21 protein-coding genes are annotated in these 17055 nt (G+C 50.3%); 11 read left to right on the forward strand and 10 right to left on the reverse strand.

The window, feature by feature from the left end; genetic code table 11:
* Positions 1 to 17: 17 nt before the first annotated feature.
* The 3 genes from IPP75_01510 to IPP75_01520 are packed head-to-tail and all read right to left on the reverse strand — an operon-like array spanning position 18 to position 1536.
* A complete protein-coding gene (locus IPP75_01510) occupies positions 18 to 227 on the reverse strand; it encodes an ATP synthase F0 subunit C (GenBank protein ID QQS69797.1) in 210 nt (69 codons plus the stop codon).
* Between the two features lie 56 nt (positions 228 to 283).
* Positions 284 to 1108, reverse strand: coding sequence for a F0F1 ATP synthase subunit A (locus tag IPP75_01515; protein ID QQS69798.1), 825 nt, complete (start codon positions 1106 to 1108; stop codon positions 284 to 286).
* Entirely contained in the window at positions 1105 to 1536 is a 432-nt protein-coding gene (locus IPP75_01520) for a hypothetical protein (protein ID QQS69799.1), read from the reverse strand. Before IPP75_01520 ends, IPP75_01515 begins: the two co-directional genes overlap by 4 nt.
* Before the next feature lie 116 nt (positions 1537 to 1652).
* Between IPP75_01520 and IPP75_01525 the strand changes: the two genes are divergently transcribed.
* Together IPP75_01525 and guaA are read left to right on the forward strand one after the other, a co-directional pair.
* Complete coding sequence (locus tag IPP75_01525) at positions 1653 to 2783, forward strand: IMP dehydrogenase (GenBank protein ID QQS69800.1); 1131 nt, start codon at positions 1653 to 1655, stop codon at positions 2781 to 2783.
* A 154-nt stretch (positions 2784 to 2937) separates the two neighbouring features.
* Complete coding sequence (guaA, locus tag IPP75_01530) at positions 2938 to 4479, forward strand: glutamine-hydrolyzing GMP synthase (protein ID QQS69801.1); 1542 nt, start codon at positions 2938 to 2940, stop codon at positions 4477 to 4479.
* A gap of 15 nt (positions 4480 to 4494) precedes the next feature.
* Here the strand turns inward: guaA and IPP75_01535 are convergent, their stop codons facing one another.
* From IPP75_01535 to IPP75_01555, 5 genes are all read right to left on the reverse strand, one after another.
* Positions 4495 to 4917: a hypothetical protein gene (locus IPP75_01535; GenBank protein ID QQS69802.1), complete on the reverse strand. Its 423-nt coding sequence runs from the start codon at positions 4915 to 4917 to the stop codon at positions 4495 to 4497.
* Positions 4918 to 4930: 13 nt separating this feature from the next.
* Complete coding sequence (locus tag IPP75_01540; protein ID QQS69803.1) at positions 4931 to 5851, reverse strand: site-specific DNA-methyltransferase; 921 nt, start codon at positions 5849 to 5851, stop codon at positions 4931 to 4933.
* A gap of 71 nt (positions 5852 to 5922) precedes the next feature.
* Positions 5923 to 6114, reverse strand: a complete 192-nt coding sequence (locus tag IPP75_01545) for a hypothetical protein (protein QQS69804.1) — start codon at positions 6112 to 6114, stop codon at positions 5923 to 5925.
* 94 nt (positions 6115 to 6208) lie between these two features.
* Positions 6209 to 7660: an AarF/ABC1/UbiB kinase family protein gene (locus tag IPP75_01550; GenBank protein ID QQS69805.1), complete on the reverse strand. Its 1452-nt coding sequence runs from the start codon at positions 7658 to 7660 to the stop codon at positions 6209 to 6211.
* Position 7661: 1 nt separating this feature from the next.
* Positions 7662 to 7817 carry a hypothetical protein gene (locus tag IPP75_01555; protein ID QQS69806.1) on the reverse strand — a complete coding sequence of 52 codons (156 nt, stop codon included), beginning with the start codon at positions 7815 to 7817 and terminating at the stop codon, positions 7662 to 7664.
* An 84-nt stretch (positions 7818 to 7901) separates the two neighbouring features.
* Between IPP75_01555 and IPP75_01560 the strand changes: the two genes are divergently transcribed.
* The 5 genes from IPP75_01560 to IPP75_01580 all read left to right on the forward strand — a co-directional run bounded on the left by IPP75_01560 (position 7902) and on the right by IPP75_01580 (position 11040).
* On the forward strand, positions 7902 to 8144 hold the full coding sequence (locus IPP75_01560) for a glutaredoxin family protein (GenBank protein ID QQS69807.1): 243 nt from the start codon (positions 7902 to 7904) through the stop codon (positions 8142 to 8144).
* 36 nt (positions 8145 to 8180) lie between these two features.
* The gene (locus IPP75_01565) at positions 8181 to 8630 is read left to right on the forward strand and encodes a GNAT family N-acetyltransferase (protein QQS69808.1); all 450 of its coding nucleotides are present in this window, start codon (positions 8181 to 8183) and stop codon (positions 8628 to 8630) included.
* Positions 8631 to 8701: 71 nt separating this feature from the next.
* Complete coding sequence (locus tag IPP75_01570; GenBank protein ID QQS69809.1) at positions 8702 to 9271, forward strand: cob(I)yrinic acid a,c-diamide adenosyltransferase; 570 nt, start codon at positions 8702 to 8704, stop codon at positions 9269 to 9271.
* A 10-nt stretch (positions 9272 to 9281) separates the two neighbouring features.
* A complete protein-coding gene (locus IPP75_01575) occupies positions 9282 to 10436 on the forward strand; it encodes a hypothetical protein (GenBank protein QQS69810.1) in 1155 nt (384 codons plus the stop codon).
* A 37-nt stretch (positions 10437 to 10473) separates the two neighbouring features.
* Positions 10474 to 11040 carry a thermonuclease family protein gene (locus IPP75_01580; GenBank protein QQS69811.1) on the forward strand — a complete coding sequence of 189 codons (567 nt, stop codon included), beginning with the start codon at positions 10474 to 10476 and terminating at the stop codon, positions 11038 to 11040.
* A 2-nt stretch (positions 11041 to 11042) separates the two neighbouring features.
* Here the strand turns inward: IPP75_01580 and IPP75_01585 are convergent, their stop codons facing one another.
* A complete protein-coding gene (locus IPP75_01585) occupies positions 11043 to 11846 on the reverse strand; it encodes a glycosyltransferase family 2 protein (GenBank protein ID QQS69812.1) in 804 nt (267 codons plus the stop codon).
* 55 nt (positions 11847 to 11901) lie between these two features.
* Between IPP75_01585 and IPP75_01590 the strand changes: the two genes are divergently transcribed.
* Positions 11902 to 13047, forward strand: a complete 1146-nt coding sequence (locus IPP75_01590; protein QQS69813.1) for a hypothetical protein — start codon at positions 11902 to 11904, stop codon at positions 13045 to 13047.
* On the opposite strand, the gene IPP75_01595 is transcribed toward IPP75_01590, so the two are convergent.
* Positions 13037 to 13249, reverse strand: coding sequence for a hypothetical protein (locus IPP75_01595; GenBank protein QQS69814.1), 213 nt, complete (start codon positions 13247 to 13249; stop codon positions 13037 to 13039). The genes IPP75_01590 and IPP75_01595 overlap by 11 nt on opposite strands.
* 49 nt (positions 13250 to 13298) lie before the next feature.
* Between IPP75_01595 and IPP75_01600 the strand changes: the two genes are divergently transcribed.
* From IPP75_01600 to IPP75_01610, 3 genes are read left to right on the forward strand one after another with little or no spacing between them, the layout of a single operon-like run.
* Positions 13299 to 14207: a hypothetical protein gene (locus IPP75_01600; GenBank protein ID QQS69815.1), complete on the forward strand. Its 909-nt coding sequence runs from the start codon at positions 13299 to 13301 to the stop codon at positions 14205 to 14207.
* A gap of 38 nt (positions 14208 to 14245) precedes the next feature.
* On the forward strand, positions 14246 to 16327 hold the full coding sequence (locus tag IPP75_01605) for a DUF87 domain-containing protein (GenBank protein ID QQS69816.1): 2082 nt from the start codon (positions 14246 to 14248) through the stop codon (positions 16325 to 16327).
* A gap of 5 nt (positions 16328 to 16332) precedes the next feature.
* Positions 16333 to 17025 (forward strand): hypothetical protein, encoded by a 693-nt coding sequence (locus tag IPP75_01610; GenBank protein ID QQS69817.1) that lies wholly within the window; start codon positions 16333 to 16335, stop codon positions 17023 to 17025.
* The last annotated feature ends 30 nt before the right edge of the window (positions 17026 to 17055 follow it).

Here is a 17055-nt window from a genome sequence, read left to right on the forward strand (position 1 = left end):
ATTGTTAGCAATGTCTATTAACCCTTCGCGAGGAAGCCGACTATGATACCGATGATAGCCAGTGAGTCAGCGAAGACAATAGCGGTAATCATGAGGGTTCGTAGTTCACCAATCTTTTCTGGGTTGCGGCCTGCAGCACCAAGGGCGCCCTTACCTATGAGACCAACGCCCATAGCAGCACCGAGTGCCGGTAGTGCGTAAGCGAGTGCGAAAGCGATATTTTCCATTTGTTATAACTCCTTATTTAACTTGGTTAGTACTATTTACAGGGGTGTGTTTTACCTCATTTGGCCGCAGCTACCTCCGTGGTATGAGCAGATTCATGAGCAGATTCATGTGAGCCACCATGGCTCGCGGTCGCTAGGCTGGCAAAAATAAGCGTCAATACATAAAACACGTAAGCCTGAATGAAGCCAATAAACAGCTCAAACGCCATGAAAAACGGCAGCACAGCCGAAGCTGCATAAGAGGCAAGCCCGGCCACAATGGCTAGCAGGGCAGCGCCAGCAAAGGCGTTGCCGAAAAGTCGAAGACTCAGCGCAATCAAGCGCGAAAATTCACCAATGAGTTCGAGGAAGCCTTCGAACGCCCCAATCGGGTTTTTGAGCGGACTAATAATATAGCGCTTCGCATTGCCGAAAAACCCATGCTGTTTAATAGCGTAGTACTGTACCGCCGTCATGCTGGTTATAGCGAGAGCAATCGTAAAATTGAGGTCGGTCGGCAGGGAACGAAGTAGCTCGCCGCCGTGCCAGCTTACCGAATGACCAACTCCCGGCAAGATATCTGCCCAGTAACTAATGAGTACGGTGAAAAAGATGGTCAGTGCCAGCGGAGCAATGCTGCGTGCCATGGTGCGGTCGGGTACTATGTCGTATACGGCTTTGTACATGCCTTCGAACGCCCACTGCACAAGGCCAACAAACCTATTCGTACGACCTTGCTTTACCATAGAAGCCGTGTAGAAAAATATTGCCAGCAGCACGGCTACGCTAAATCCGCCCAGCAGCATTGCGTTGGTAATAGGCAGCGGGCCAATATGGAAAATTGCCTCGGTGGGTAATACAATATTAAGCTTTTCGCTCGCAAAAAAATGAGGTGATATCATTTCGATTCACCTCGTATTTCTTCTATTGGTCGTACCATTTGGCGGCGAATGAGAAGTGCGGCCAGCAGCGCCCCAACGGCTACGCCCACGAGCATAAGCCATGGCTTCGTGCCAAACCGTAGGTCGTAGTGACGCCCAACAAGTAGCAAACCGATAGTTGGCACAAACATCCGCCATGTAGTATCGGCCATATCGAGTAGCACTGCAGAGGCAGCACTCTTAGAGCGCGCCGTATGAGACCCAGGCGTGGTAGCCATACCCAGCGCTCTCGACTTTTTGGAATTTTCAGTTGACTCCAGATTTGTTCTGGTTGCAGCGACAACACCCAGTTGTAGTGGGCTACTACTAGGGGATGACGATGCGGCCAGAGCAGGCCTGGGTCGGCTGAAAAACCGGAAAGCCGGGAGTGTTGGGTATGAATCCGCCATTACGTTTCTAGATTGTAACAGAGGGTACGGGCAACGTAAAGAGTTCCCGTGGTTTTTTTGTAATATTTCTCACAGACATACTTGGCGAATAGGCATTTCGTGCGGTAGAATGAGACATGGAACAATTTACTCTTTCACTCACATTCAATGACGTACTACTTCGCCCAGGCTACTCGGGCTTTGACCGAGCAGACATAAACCTACAAACAAAACTGACTCGTAAACTGGCGCTTAGAGCGCCATTTGTGTCCGCGCCCATGGACACGGTTACCGAAGCTCGGCTGGCAATCGCCCTCGCGGAAACTGGCGGTGTCGGTATCATCCACCGCAACCTGACCGTTGAGCAACAGGCCGCGGAAGTAAAAGCCGTCAAAGATGCTGGGCAGCTTGTTGGCGCGGCCGTTGGCAGCAGCGCTGGCTACGAATCACGCGTCGAAGCGCTGGTCGCGGCAGGAGTAGACTTCATTCTCGTCGACTCAGCTCATGGCTACGCGAAGAAAGTAATTGAAACAGTTACATTTATCAAAAAGAATTATAGCGTTGAAGTTATGGCGGGCAATATCGCCACAGCCGACGGCGCCAAAGCGCTCATAGACGCTGGCGCGGACAGCTTGCGTGTTGGTATGGGTCCAGGGGCGATTTGTTCTACGCGAGTTGTCTCCGGCATGGGTGTGCCTCAGCTTTCAGCGCTGCTCGAAATCAAACCCGTTGCCCACAAAGCCGGCGTGCCGGTGGTCGCTGACGGCGGACTCATCAACTCTGGTGACGCACTGAAGGCACTGGCTGCCGGCGCCAGCACGGTGATGATGGGCCGCATGTTTGCCGCGACAGAGGAGTCACCCGGTGAAGTGACTCGTTTCAAAGCCGACCAAGTACCCTCGCGTTTTCGCAGCATCCTCGACGGTTCAGACGAATACGTTTTCAAGTCGTACCGTGGCATGGGCAGCATTGGCGCCATGAAAAAGGGCCTAGAAATAAGCAGTGAGGACGAATTCCACGGCAAAAACTACACCGGAGACGTGCTGGTGGCCGAAGGCGTCGAAGGGCTCGTGCCGTCATCTGGCACTGTCAAGCAACTTATAGATATGTGGATGGGCGGTATGTTTAGCGGGATGTACTACGTCGGCGCAAAAAACATAGAAGAGCTATGGGAAAAGGCCGCATTTATCCAAATTACCCAGGCCAGCCTGACCGAGAGCCACCCGCACGACCTGTTTATTACCAACGACGGAGGCAACTACCAATGAGTAGAAAAATTCCAATTTCCAAATTCCAAAAGGCAAACATATCACAATATTCAAATTCCAAGCAATCTCCGTTGAAAGATTGGAAATTGGATTTTAGAAATTGTTTGAAATTTGCTACTTGCTATTTGGAATTTCGAACGAACGGATACGTGCAATGAACGCGCCTACTTCTCAGGAAACCCTGGTTATCCTCGACTACGGTTCACAATACACCCAGCTCATCGCTCGAAAAGCGCGCGAACTTGGTGTCTACAGTATCATCTTGCCATTTCGCGCCAGCCTAAAAGAAATAGCAGCGCAGAACCCGCAGGGAATCGTCCTTTCGGGCGGGCCAAACTCTGTTTACGAAAAGGATGCTCCTGCGCTTAATGCCGATTTGTTTGAGCTGCAAGTACCAATCCTTGGCATTTGCTACGGCATGCAGCTGCTAGCGCTTAACCTCGGCGGCAAAGTTGAGCCAGGTACTACACGCGAATATGGCAATGCCTCTATATCACTCTCGAGCAAAAGCTCCCTTATAGACGAAAAGGCAGATAATTCGGTCGTTTGGATGAGTCACGGCGACCACGTGGCCAAAGCCCCAGAAGGGTTTACCGTCACCGCCATGAGCGGTGGCATTATATGCGCCATGGAAGACCGCGAGCTTGGCTTGTTTGGGCTACAGTTTCACCCCGAAGTCGCTCACAGCGTAGAAGGCAAAAATATTCTGGGACGGTTCTTCGACCTCTGTGGATTTCACCGCGATTGGTCGGCAGGCTCGCTCATAGACGATGCCGTTGCCCGCATCCGCGAAACTGTGGGGGACGCCAATGTCGTTTGTGCGCTCTCCGGCGGGGTAGACAGTTCTGTAGCTGCCACATTGGTAGACAAAGCCATCGGCACACAGCAAACCTGCATCTTCGTCGACACCGGTTTACTGCGTGCCAATGAATACGAAGAAGTACTGGCCGCCTATAAGTCGGTAGGGCTGAATGTTAAACCCATTCGCGCTAGCAAAGACTTTTACGCCAAACTAAAAGATGTTGAGGACCCCGAGACAAAGCGCAAAGTCATTGGCGCCGAGTTCATAGCCATTTTTGAACGCGAAGCTCGGAAAGTACAGGGCACAAAGTTTTTGGTGCAGGGCACACTGTACCCAGACGTGATTGAAAGCGTTTCCGTAAACGGCCCCAGTGTAACCATAAAATCCCACCACAATGTGGGCGGCCTGCCCGAAAAAATGAAGTTGAAGCTCATAGAACCACTGCGCAAACTTTTTAAAGACGAGGTTCGTGAGTTGGGTGCCGCACTCGGGTTGCCCGAAAAAATGGTGCAGCGCCAGCCATTCCCAGGACCCGGTCTTGCCATACGCATTATTGGCTCCGTCACACCAGAGCGCATAGACATACTGCAAAAAGCCGATGCCATTGTGCGCGAGGAAATAGAGAACCACCCCGTCCGCCCAGAAGTATGGCAGTTTTTCGCGGTATTGTTGCCTATAAAGAGCGTTGGGGTGATGGGCGATGGCCGCACCTACGAACAAGTCTGCGCCGTCCGCGCCGTGAGCAGCAGCGACGGTATGACAGCAGACTGGGCTAAGTTGCCGCATGAACTACTAGCCAAAATTTCCAGCCGTATCGTCAGCGAAGTACACGGCATAAACCGCGTCGTCTACGACATAACCAGCAAACCCCCCGGCACCATCGAGTGGGAATGATACCGGCTATATGACCTAGAGACTTCCGTTATTAGCGATTGCTACAAATTCTTCAAGTGTGACAATACGAACGGTGTCTTCGTAAGCAATGTACTTTTCCAATCCGCCGCCAGTATAAAAATCACGTAGCTTCCACCCCGCACCACCCAGGACCAAATATGCCTTTGTCGCTTTGTTAGCTGCGTCCTCTACTGCAGCCATTAAGCAGACAACTTCGAAAGGAACCTTTTGCTCGGCAGTACCGGAGGTTTGTTGCCATTTCAGCGAAACAATAATTTCTTCTTCACCCTTACGCACTACCACATCAGCCATATGCCTGCCGCCACCGAGTCTTTGACCGACGTTTACTTGTGCAGCATAGGTGTATCCGCCCCTTGTGAGCGAGGGCAAAATCATACTTTCAAGTACTCCACCTGTTCTCGTGTCTCTCGGTACCATAATGATTTCTCCGTTACGTTATAGATAGATCTTTATACCTTTTCGCCGAAAGATCAAGGTACGATGCGTCCTTATCGATACCGATAAATTTTCTACCATACATAGCAGCAGCAATACCAGTTGTACTACTGCCGGTAAATGGATCGAGCACAACATCACCAGCTTTCGTACTGGCTAGCACTACTCTACGCAGCAGGTCGAGTGGTTTTTGTGTCGGGTGTTTACCATGCACTTTCTCAGAAGGTTTTGGTGTCGGTAGTGACCACACCGATCGCATTTGAAGTCCTGGCTTTTTCATTGCGTCTTCTGGCCACGCGCCCTCCTTCATAAGCTTATATTCAAAGTGATGTTTTGCATTTTTTTCCTTGCGTGCCCAAATGAGCGTCTCGTGGCTTGCCGTGAAATATCTACCGCTTAAGTTCGGCGAACCATTTGGCTTAAACCAGGTAATATCATTTAAGATATGAAACTTCTCGACTTGCACAGCAAAACCGCACGAGTAAATTGAGTGGTAAGTACCACTTATCCATAATGTTCCTTCAGGCTTCAAGACTCTTCGACACGCACGAATCCACTCCATATGGAATTCAAAATCTTTTTTAAGGCCCTGACTTACATCCCAATCACCTTTATGAACATTGACTCTTTTACCTGCATGTACCGTAAATCCCCCGTTAGAAAGGTTGTAAGGCGGGTCGGCAAAAATCATATCCACAGAGTTCTCTGGCAGTTGCTTCAAAATACTGAGACAATCTGCATTATAAAGGACAAAATTTTTTGACTGAAAGTACGGTGTCTTTTTGATTTCTCCCAATAGCGTATTTGAATGCTTAGGATTTGACGTTGGTAATATATGCTGCCGCACTGAACCACGAGAAACACCGCCTGAATCAGTACTTAGTGTGTGTTCTCTGTCTAATACCCCCTCGTGCATACATACTATATTAACACTCTTCCAAGCTAACCAACCGCTTTTTGAGCATAGTAACCAGTGTAGCTCTCAGCTTACCGGCGGCTTGAGGAAAAACCGACCAGGGCGATGATGATGGTTGCGGCGGCGGCGAGAACTATCAGGGTTTCTATGGAATCCTCCGGACGTATCACGGCCAACACGGCGGTACCGAGCCAGATTACCGCAATGACCCCGGCCGTGTAGGGGTAGCGAAGCTGTATAACCCACTCTTTCAAATCACTCATCGTGAATACTCCTTGGGTACTGTCATTCCGACCTCCGAGTCGGAATCCATAGCGCTAGATTCCGGGTCAAGCCCGGAATGACAAAAAACGATATTCATGTGGCGTAGCTTCCTCCTATGATGTGTTTATACAAATTTCGGTCGCGCTCTGCGACAACCGCTAGCCAGCTTGAGGCAACCTCAAAGGCACGCTCTTCACTCATTTGTCGGTGTCGAGCCGACTGCGTCACGCCAGTACGTTTCACTTCCTTGTCGACCGTTCGCAAACAGTCACGAATAATTGGCGCATACACTTCTTCGCCGTGAGCATCACTGATTGCCCGTATGACAGACATAAACATGGTCATAGAACGCTGCAGGAGAGCATTTTCCTCTGTTATGCGAATGCCGAGTTTGTTATCTTGGTTCAAAATATCTATAAATAGCTGCAACAGCTGCTTGCTGGAAAGATAATTTTGGAGTTTCGCCTGCTGCGACTGTGCCGCCACAAACTTGTCAATAAACTCGCCCAGAGAGAACGTATAATCATCGTGACGTTCGCGGGCTACAACATCAAGTGCGTCGTGTAATTCTACGTCGAAAAATGCCAGCATTGCCACCGCAAAACTCCCGGCCTCAAACTCATCATCGTACAGCTTACGAAACTGGTGTATCAGGCTTGCAAACGCCTCACGGTTTGTGGGGGCAGGCGAAACAAGCCCAAAATCTATCAGCGCTACCCTGTTACCGGGTAGCAACCGTACATTCCCCGGGTGCGGGTCTACCATAAGATAGTCAGCGTACACGGTGGCGCGCAGCAGTTCTGTTCCAAGTAAGCGCAGCTGCTCCCATACATCTGAGCCAACCGCACTACGCACAAGGTCGTCTATGCGAAACCCTTCATGCTGCTTTGACTCAAGCGACACTATGGATACCCCGCCAATATATTCCTGCACTAGCACTGTTCGAGATGTGAGTTCGGGGTACGAGCGCGGAATGGTCAGCGTGCCGCGTTGGTCAAAATAGGCACGAATACGCTCGCCGCTTTGGGCTTCGAGCCGATAGTTTGTTTCTGCCCAGGTGGCCCTAGAAAACTCCCGAGCCATGGTGCGGAAATTTACCATAGAGCTACCCGTAAACCAACTCACCACCAAACCAATGACGTTTAAGATACGAATATCGGTTTTGAGTGTTTTGCGCACAGATGGACGAAGTACCTTCACAATCACATCGTCACCGCCATGAAGCTTTGCGCGGTAGACCTGACCATATGACCCAGCCGCAAATGGCGTTTCTTCTATGCTCATAAGTTGCTCGGTAAGGTCGCCCAGCTCTCGGTGAAGGTGTATGGACTCGTATGGCACCTGCTCAAACGCCAGCTCCGCACCCATGCCTTCTACAAGATATTTCGTGCTATTATGCACCGCGAGCATCTGCAAAAACTTCACATACACGCCGCCAAGCTCTTGACACTGCTGGGCAATTTGAAACTGCCAATCATATTTGCTCGTCAGGCGCGCCCACACCACTCGCAAAACCGAACGAGCTACCTGAAGGGTTCGGAGCATCCTAGCGACCCCTCTGGAACCCTATGAGGAACAGTACTACCGTGAGCACCATGACGACGGCTGCCAAAAACAGCGTGTCTACAGTGGTTTTAAGCGCCAGTAGCAGCAATGCCACCCACATCGCTACAATGGCTAAAAATACAAAAGCGTAGCGCATACTGATGATAGTATAGCAAAAATATGACTTGAAACCGTGCAGATAATACGCTATACTTTGTATAGTAAAGAAGGAGCAACAACTATGTCAGATACACCCCAAGTTACCGTATACAGCGCCGACTGGTGCGGATTCTGCCAGGCAGCCAAGCAGTACCTCGACCGCGCCGGTGTAAAGTTTAGCGAAAAAAACGTTGACGAAAAGCGTGAATACGCTGAAGAAGCCATGCAAAAATCCGGCCAAACGGGTATACCCGTTCTGGACATAAACGGTACAATCATCGTCGGCTTCGACCGCGCCCGCATTGATTCCGCCCTCAAAGTATAGTTGCTCTTGTCATTATTCTGTGTTATTATATATTTAATGACACGCGATACTTTGACCAAAGCTCCACGACATAGTGGCGAAGATAAGCACGCTGCTCTCGCGCTCATAAATTGTGGCCGGGGAGTCGCCGGTGTTGAACCACTCGACACGACTGACGGCCTCGAGCTATTCACTAGACAAAATCAAGTGGGAAAAGTAGTTGGTGCTCTTGCTGTTTTGGAACTTAAAAAACCAGATGAACATGGCGTACACTACCGCATTGTTGGTATGTACGTTGATGAAGGCAGTCGCGGGCAAGGGATTGGGGGCAATCTCCTAAGCAGTGCTCATACTGAGCTTACGGGAAGCGGTGAGGGAGCGGCTTTTCTTAAAATCGGGCTACCTCCAATTATACTCGACGGAAGCTTCGTAGCATTTGCACTCTCAAGGGGAGTCGTATGTACCGAGAACAACCTCCCTCCTTCGCCATTTGACGCCGAAATATAGAGTCGAAGAGTTTACCGCATTACCCCTAGCCGCTCTTGTCTCTTATCTCTTGTCTCTTGTACACTGGTTCTATGTCTTTTGAGGATTTTCAGACCAAAGAGTCTGTGGTAGTGGTGTATACCGGCGAAGGAAAGGGGAAGACCTCGGCTTCGCTAGGGCTGATGTGCCGCGCCCTGGGCAACCGCTGGAAGGTGGCCTATGTGCAGTTCATAAAATACTGGGGGGTCGGCGAGCACACATTCATACGAGATATTCTACCCGTATACGGTGACGACCTTTTGTTTTACAAAGGCGGCAAAGGTTTTTACGACGCCGGAGATTTAAGCGCCAGTGATGTCACGCCCGAACAGCACAAGCAGGCCGCAAAAGACACTTATTTCACCGCATTTGAGGCTGCCACCTCTGAGAAGTTTCACCTCGTTATCTGCGACGAAATAAACAATGCCGTCCACGACGGCCTCCTCACCGAGCGTCAGCTAAAAGACCTCATCCTAAAACGCTCGCCCAAAACCAGCCTCTGCCTCACCGGCAGAAACTTCCCCAAAAACCTGTTACAGTATGTAGACATAGCAACGGATATGACGAAGGTAAAACATCACTTCGATGACAAATTCCTCGCCAATAAAGGTATAGACTACTAAAGCTACTAAAATGCCTGTAAATTTTGAAAACGCTGTTAGCCCTAGTATTGATTACGGCCATTTTGAATATGCGGCAATTATTATTGGAAGCGGTTGTTCAAATGAAAAAGACGCAAAAGCTGGCGTCGCCTGGACTCAAAACGCTCACCCAATCTTTGCACAAGCACCCGTCTGCACTACTGAGTTTGAAGGCGGCAATTTACGACTGAGAAATCAGAAAAACGATAGGCTTACAAGTGTTGATGATATCGTTGCGGGCGGAAGAGCGTTGATAGCAGTGTTGAGCGGAGATGGCGTAACCTCACGAGTAGGGCAAGATATTGCAGTGACTGAACACGCGCTCCAAGTTCGCACCGAAGAAAGATCGGCACTCCTAGCAGAGGGTTTTGGCAACGGCAATGTGCTGCAAAACATCCTCAATGGCGCAAAAGGTATACGTCGGCCGTCGCAGCTCATTAGTCCTGAGATTGCCGAAATGCAAGATGTGCCATTGATAGAGATAGAGATTAACGGCGAGACGCAGTATGCCGTACTCGGCTTTGGTGTTGGTGCAATCGGTGAAGGCGCACGCGATCTGAATGCGGGCAAACATCGTCGGGCATTTGGTTATAACAATGACGTCATTAGAACTATTGTTCATGAAGGACGCATGGGCGTAAGACTGAGCGAGAAAGTCAAAGACGGAAAAATATTTGTACGCAAATCCAACGGGAAAGACCCCTCTTCTCCCCAATACGAAGAAGAGCTTCTGGTTTCGCGCGATTATGCAAATGGGCCGCTCCTGGCAAAGCACATCGTCTTCCCCGGGCAACGGCTTGATTCACGCTCATTGAGAATTTTGACTCTCAAAAACCCGCTTGAGCTTCCCCTGTGGACTTGGGGAGCGCAAACCGACACGTGGTCTCGGGAAGTATTAAAAGAAGGCGAAGAAGATATTTTTTGTCTGCTTACTGATACCGACGCACATTTTGATGGTAATCACAGAGTGATTGACGCGGGTAGTACCGTAAAAGTCAGGGTTTCGAAGCTAGGCTTTATGGCGGTCGCAAATATAAACGCCCGGGTCACTCGCCCTCAGATTCCATTAGCTGCAGCAGTGACCACAATGGTTACTTCGCTACCGACAAAGCGCCAAGTTGGATTTTTATTGAACCCTTTGCGATGATAATCATCACCATCTGCGGTGGTATACTTGACACACAATGACCAAGAAACGTTGGGGGTTGATGGTGTTTGCGGTGGTGCTGGTACTGTTTGCGTTTGTAGCACAGAAACAGGGGTGGCTGAAGCCGCTCAATAGCAAGGTGTTTATGCGCGCTCAACCAGGGTCATATACCGTAAAACAATTTCTGGACGGCGATACCGTACTAGTGGACATGAATGGAACAGAGGAAAAAATTCGCTTTATTGGCATAGACACACCGGAAACCCACAAGGAAAACACCCCGGTGCAATGCTACGGACCAGCCGCGGCAGCTTACACAAAAAACCGCATTGGTAGCCAGCGCATCCGACTCGTTTCCGACAGCCTGACTACAAACCGGGATCGCTACGACCGGTTGCTACGCTACGTGTATCTGGAGGACGGCGTGAACCTAAACCTGGAGCTCGTCCAAAAAGGCTACGCATTCGCTTACGCTTTTCCATTTGCCAAAAGCCAAGAGTTTAACGCTGCCATGGAAAAAGCCCAAGCTGAAAAGAGTGGCTTGTGGGGCAACTGCGCGCCCTACCAACTCTCATCCGGCCAGTGGCAGAGTAGTAATCAGTAGGCTCAGGCAACAGGTTTCCGTCGAATTGCGCTAGCAAGTTTCTCAAAAATCAACGGAGCAGGCGAGGCTATATAGAGCATAAGTGCGCCAACCACCCAACAGATTGGCCACGTCCAGTACCCGTGGCGTCGGAGAGTGCGCGGCCACATTTGCAGGTAGGGCCACAGTGCTTGGCGGTCGGTATGCACACGGCGCATTTCTACCCGCACACGAGAAGATTTGTCGTACCGTATATGCCCACCAGTGCGCCGCACATGGAAAGTGAGGTCGAGGTCTTCGTGCAGTGCATTATCGAGACAGACATCATTTTCCACTTTTTCCCAAAGGGTTCGCGGCAGTGCCATATTTGACCCCCACAGTGTCGGCGCGCCAGTCAGTATGGTGTTGAAGCGAAAGACAAGCCAGTTGTAGGCCCAGCTTATCAGCCAGGTGGGCCGCATGTTGTAAAAATGGGCTCCACCGGTGAGTACTACCGTTCCCTCACTAGATTCATAAAAGTTCGAAATCCATTCCACCCAGCCTTCGGGCACAATGGCGTCGGCATCAAGTCGCCCCAGGATGGTACCAGAAGCATGACGAAACCCAGCATTGCGAGCAAACACACGGCCGCGTTCCGGTTCGCGCAGCACGGTCACAAAAGGGTACCGGGCGGCTACTTCGGCCGTTTTATCAGTGGAGGCATTATCTACCACAATCACTTCAAATGGTTTCACTGTTTGTGCGGCCAGAGCATCGAGACACGCAGGCAAACACTGCTCTTCATTGTAAGCGGGTATGATTACCGAAACCGTTACTGGCTTTGACACGGTATAATGGTAGCACGAGCCGCCACAGCGGGGCTGAGAATATGGAAATTGAATTATGAATGAAGTCAAAAAGGGCAAAGGGCAAAGGGCAAAGAACGTAGTAGCGGCGGAGTCGGATAGTCTGACTAGTCGGGCAGAGAAGAACAGGAAGATTATCTGCCTATCCGCCTATCCGACTATCCGCGTCTGGGTAAAACGCAGCGTCGTCATTGTTCTGTGTCTGGCGCTTCTAATTTCCAGCTCCAGCTACGCCCTCGCCCTCTGGTACCAACACTCACAAAAGGGCAAACCATACGAGCTAGGTGTCACATTTATCCCGAGTTATGCCGGATACCTAGGCGTAGATCCGGAGGAAACATTGAATGCCATAATCAACGACCTCAGCGTTCGGCAATTTCGTCTCGTGAGCTATTGGGACCAGATAGAGACTTCACCTGGGACATATAATTTCGAACAGCTCGACTGGCAGTTCCGAACCATAGAAAAAGCTGGTGGGTACATTAGCCTCGCGATTGGGCTGCGCCAGCCACGTTGGCCAGAGTGTCATGCTCCGTCGTTCTACGACACCAAACAGCCGCGCGAGCAGTGGCAGCCACAACTAGAAACGTTCATGAAAGCCATTATTAATCGCTATAAAGCCTCCCGGGCACTACAAAGCTACCAGCTCGAAAACGAGTTTTTCAACCACTTTGGTGCGTGCTACAATTTTGACCGCGCGCGGCTGGCCGACGAACTCGCGCTCGTAAAAAAGGCTGACTCGAAACACCCAGTCATCATAAGTCGCAGCAACAACTACGCTGGCTTTGCACTGCGCAGCCCCTTGGGTGATATAAACGGCATATCGCTATACCGACGTGTTTGGGACGCCACTCTTACAAAACGCTACCAAACTTATCCGTTTCCCAGCTGGCACTACGCCGCACTTGCTGGGGCGCAGAAAATACTGAAGGGACAGGAAAGTGTTATTCACGAGCTCCAGATGGAACCGTGGCCGCCAAACGGCAAAAACATCCCCGATATCAGCCTAACAGAGCAAAACAAAACGTTCGACGCTGCCCGATTTGAAAGCACGCTCCATTTCGCCAAACAAACCGGTATCCGCCACATAGACCTCTGGGGTGCCGAATATTGGTACTACCGCTGGAAAGTCTTAGGTGATGATTCGGTATGGAACATTGCCAGAGAGAGTTTTAGGCCGTAGAGTGCTCAAGCGTGCCAATACGCCGTTCGTGGTCGTCTAGTTGTTCTTGAACGGCATCGAAACTAACATCCATAATGGAACGTAATTCTTCGGTCTGGGCACGAAGTTTTTCATCAAGTTTCTGTTCGAGCTCAAGCGATAAAATACGGTTGTTGGCCGTAATCAGTTGTTTGATATCTTCCAGCATTTCTTCGTTCGTCATGAGGACATTGTAGCACCGCGGGACGAGGAAATCTGTTATATTTTACGCAATGGTTATGCACACAATCGACCCGAAGCGCTACGGCGTCAGTTTTAGTGTCAAACAATGCCGGAGCTTTGGCCTTGACCCCAAAGCCACGCTTCGGTGGCTGCTCAAGATGGGCTGGCGACGCTTCCGCCTTATGAGCTACTGGAACGAGTGTGAAAAAACGCGCGGCACCTACGATTTTAGCGAACTCGACTGGCAAATGAAAATGGTCGAAAATGCCGGCGGCATTGTCACGCTCTGCTTGGGCGTGAAGCAGCCGCGCTGGCCAGAGTACCACTGGCCCCAGTGGGCAATGACCCTACCCGAGCCAGAGAAGACTCAGGCGTTGTTAGACTTTGTACAGGCAACGGTAGAATGGTACGACAAAGCAGATTTTATAGATGGTTATCAGCTGGAAAACGAAGCAGTGCTTCGAGGGTTCGGCAGGGGAATCGACATAAATCTTCGGCGACTGCGCAAAGAATACCAGCTGCTCGCCGAGCTCACCGAAAAGCCAATCTACATGAGCACCAGCAACGGCTGGGGGATTCCGCTGCGCCGCCCACACCCCCGCGGCGGCGTTGGTTTCAGTATATACACCATGATGTTCAACAAGGGCGCTTACCGGCACACCATCCAGAAACCATGGCTCCACAGATTGCGTCGCTTCATTATAGAGAAAATCATCGGAAAGCCAGTCTTCATTCACGAATTACAGCTAGAACCATGGGGTCACCGCGCCATATGGGAAATGACCACCGAGGAACAAGCCTTGTCCATGAGCGCCCAGCGCATACGTTTTAACATAGACTTTGCCCAGCGCGTCGACGCGCACCCCATAGACCTCTGGGGTGGAGAATGGTGGTATTGGCGCCACAAAAACGGCGATAAAACCATCTGGCAAGCCGTACAAAAAGCCATAAACGATTAATCTTTCCTGCTATCTACAGTGGTGATACAATACAGCATATGGCAAAACAACCTATCCGGTGGCATCTGTTTGAGCTATATATCCTCAGTGAAAGCCTCACGCAAGGGCAATGGCTGCAACTCAACAAAGCCATCATCGGCCACCTAGGTGTACTTGGCGGAAACTACGATCTAGTGTTTCGCTGCACAGACAACGTCGTACGGTTTTTTGTACGGTGCGACCACGACCTCAGCATGTTGTCGAACGCCATTGAAGGCGTCCTGCTTCGTCCGGCGCACGAAAAAGACCTTGAGCTGCCCTCTGCGACCGGAAAAGAACATTTTGTGCAGTTTGTGAGTGGTGGAAACATCCTTGACCTCAAAGAAAAATACCATATAAAGAAAATGAAAAGTCTTGAATTTGCCAGCTTCCGCGTCAAAGCTTTTCGGCATGACAAGGCCGTTATTCAAACCAGCATGTACTTTATGTCGGTAGGTAAAGCCTGGAGTAAGGCCACGAAATTACTAACCGCATTTCCCGCCAACCTGCTCGCCATAGACTTTACGACTAACACACATTACCTGAAAAAAACCGTTCCCAAATATCTCAATATTGAGAAAGCCGTCCCCATACTGTCAAGCGATAGCGCCGGAGCATTACTTGAAGTCGACACTTTTCCATTCTTTCCACGCAACTACTACTTACATCTCACCGGTTACGAATTTGACAAGCACTCGTTTATAGTCGGAGCGAGCGGAAGCGGCAAGTCAAAGTTCATTAGCCTGCTCGTAGACCGCCTGAGCAAAACGGCACTCGCCATGAACTACCGCGTCGTTGTCATAGACCCACACGCCTCGCTAGCCGAAGATTTTACCCACATAGCCGACAAAAAAGTAATCAATTTTGGCCACGAGAGTACCGAGCTATTTAGCGGCACCGCCACCGATATATCAGCCGCTACGGAGCTAACAGGCACGCTATTTCGTTCGCTTATGGGCGACATGGCTAACCCTAAAGCCGACCGCTTGCTGCGTTTTAGCCTGTATGTCCTCCTCACCGCCCAAGCAATGTCGCTCGGCAACCTCAAACGCTTTGTGACAGATATAGAGCTTCGTAACCAAATTCTTGAACATGTCGAGTCCTACGTTCCGAGTAACATCATTCACTTTTTTGGTGCCGATTTTAACGAGCTTCGTACCAAATATTACACCGAGACTATATCTCCCATCGTCTCTTTTGTAGATGAGATGCAGCTCCAACCAGCGCTGATAAGCGAAGGTGAACTTTCACTGAGCAAGACCATCCAGGAGCACTTTTTGACAGTCTTTTCTCTGAACAAAGTCAGCATGGGCGAAAAAGTTGTCAAAACCGTTGCTGGTCTGCTCATTCAGCAAATATTCCTCCTTGCTCAAGCCCGTGCGTTCAACCAGCGCGTTATGCTCATAATAGACGAGGTTTCGGTAGTGCAAAACCCAGCTCTGGCAGCCATTTTGTCCGAGGCGCGCAAATTTAACCTAACGGTAGTTCTGACCCAGCAGTATTTTGGCCAGATAGATAAAGACTTACGCGATGCCATTTTTGCAAACACCTACAATTACTACACGTTCAAAGTTTCCGAGGAAGATGCTCGGGCGCTCGAGGGCAACCTAAATATTGAGCTACCGAAAGAACTCGTCGAGAAAGAGCATGCCAAAGGCATCGACGAGCCGGAAGTACGCGTCAAAATCATGACCGAACTGCACCCGCGAGAATGCCTCGTTCGGGTGCTCGCCAATGGCCAGGTTGTGCCGGCAGTCAAAGCCCGTACGCTAGACGCGCCACATGCCGAAAAATCCATTTCACCCGATAATCTCGCAACGTACCAGACCTCGCCCAGCCCAAAACTCCCAACCAAGTTCGAAGAATCCCAGGTGTTACGTAGCCCTGTTAAAACGGCCATCCCAGGTGAAAATGCCCCAGAACCGCCGGTTACTGTAGCGTCAACACCGCTTGCATCTGCTCCACAGGGCTTAGAGACTGCTGCGCCCACACCGCCACGGCCATTTGACACCGCCAGTTCGCTGGAGCCACAGACATTTAACTTGAGCGACTTGCTCGCCGAACATTCATCTAGTCGAATAAAAGTAAGGAAGGATGGGTAAAACCCATGGACGAATCTGCCGCAAAAGCACTCCTGGACAATATTATTGGTCAAATCTTTGGCTATAAAAACCCACTTACCCTAGAGCAATTCCGTCAAAAATTTGCTTTTGACGTCCGTTTGCCGCAGCAGGTCAATGACAGCACCACCGGACAGGCCACCTGGACCCAGTCGGTCAACCCAAGTAAATTTATCACCACTGAGAATGCCTGGAACAGACTGGACTGGGATCAGAAACCACAGCGGCAGTTCGACTCCATCCCGGACATCCTTGCGGCCTGGAATGAAGTGAACTATACCGCTACGGAACGCCACCTGGACAGTATAAACATCGGCGAGTCGGACAATATTTACAGCTCGGAAAAGGTATATCGTTCGCAGGACATTAGCGGCTCCAAAAACATCCTGTTTTCAGACGGCGTGAACGACAGCGAATTTGTGGCGGCGTGCCAGCGTTCGAAAGGGCTCAGTTATTGCGCTCGTGTCGAAGACAGCAACAGCACCTCAAACAGCTTTTCGGTTATATGGTCAAAGAAAATCGTCAACTGCTATTTTATAGAAGACTGCGGCGACATGTTCGAGTGCATGTTTTGTAGCCACGTCTCGAACAAAAAGTTCTGCATAGCCAACATCCAGTTCGAGGAAGCCGAGTACCGTCGGCTCAAAGACATGGTTCTCCGCTGGATTCTCACCTCCTAAAAACACCTATGGCAAAGTTGCTCTGATATG

This window comes from Candidatus Saccharibacteria bacterium, assembly GCA_016700375.1.
In the GTDB taxonomy this organism is placed as follows: domain Bacteria; phylum Patescibacteriota; class Saccharimonadia; order Saccharimonadales; family UBA4665; genus JAGXIT01.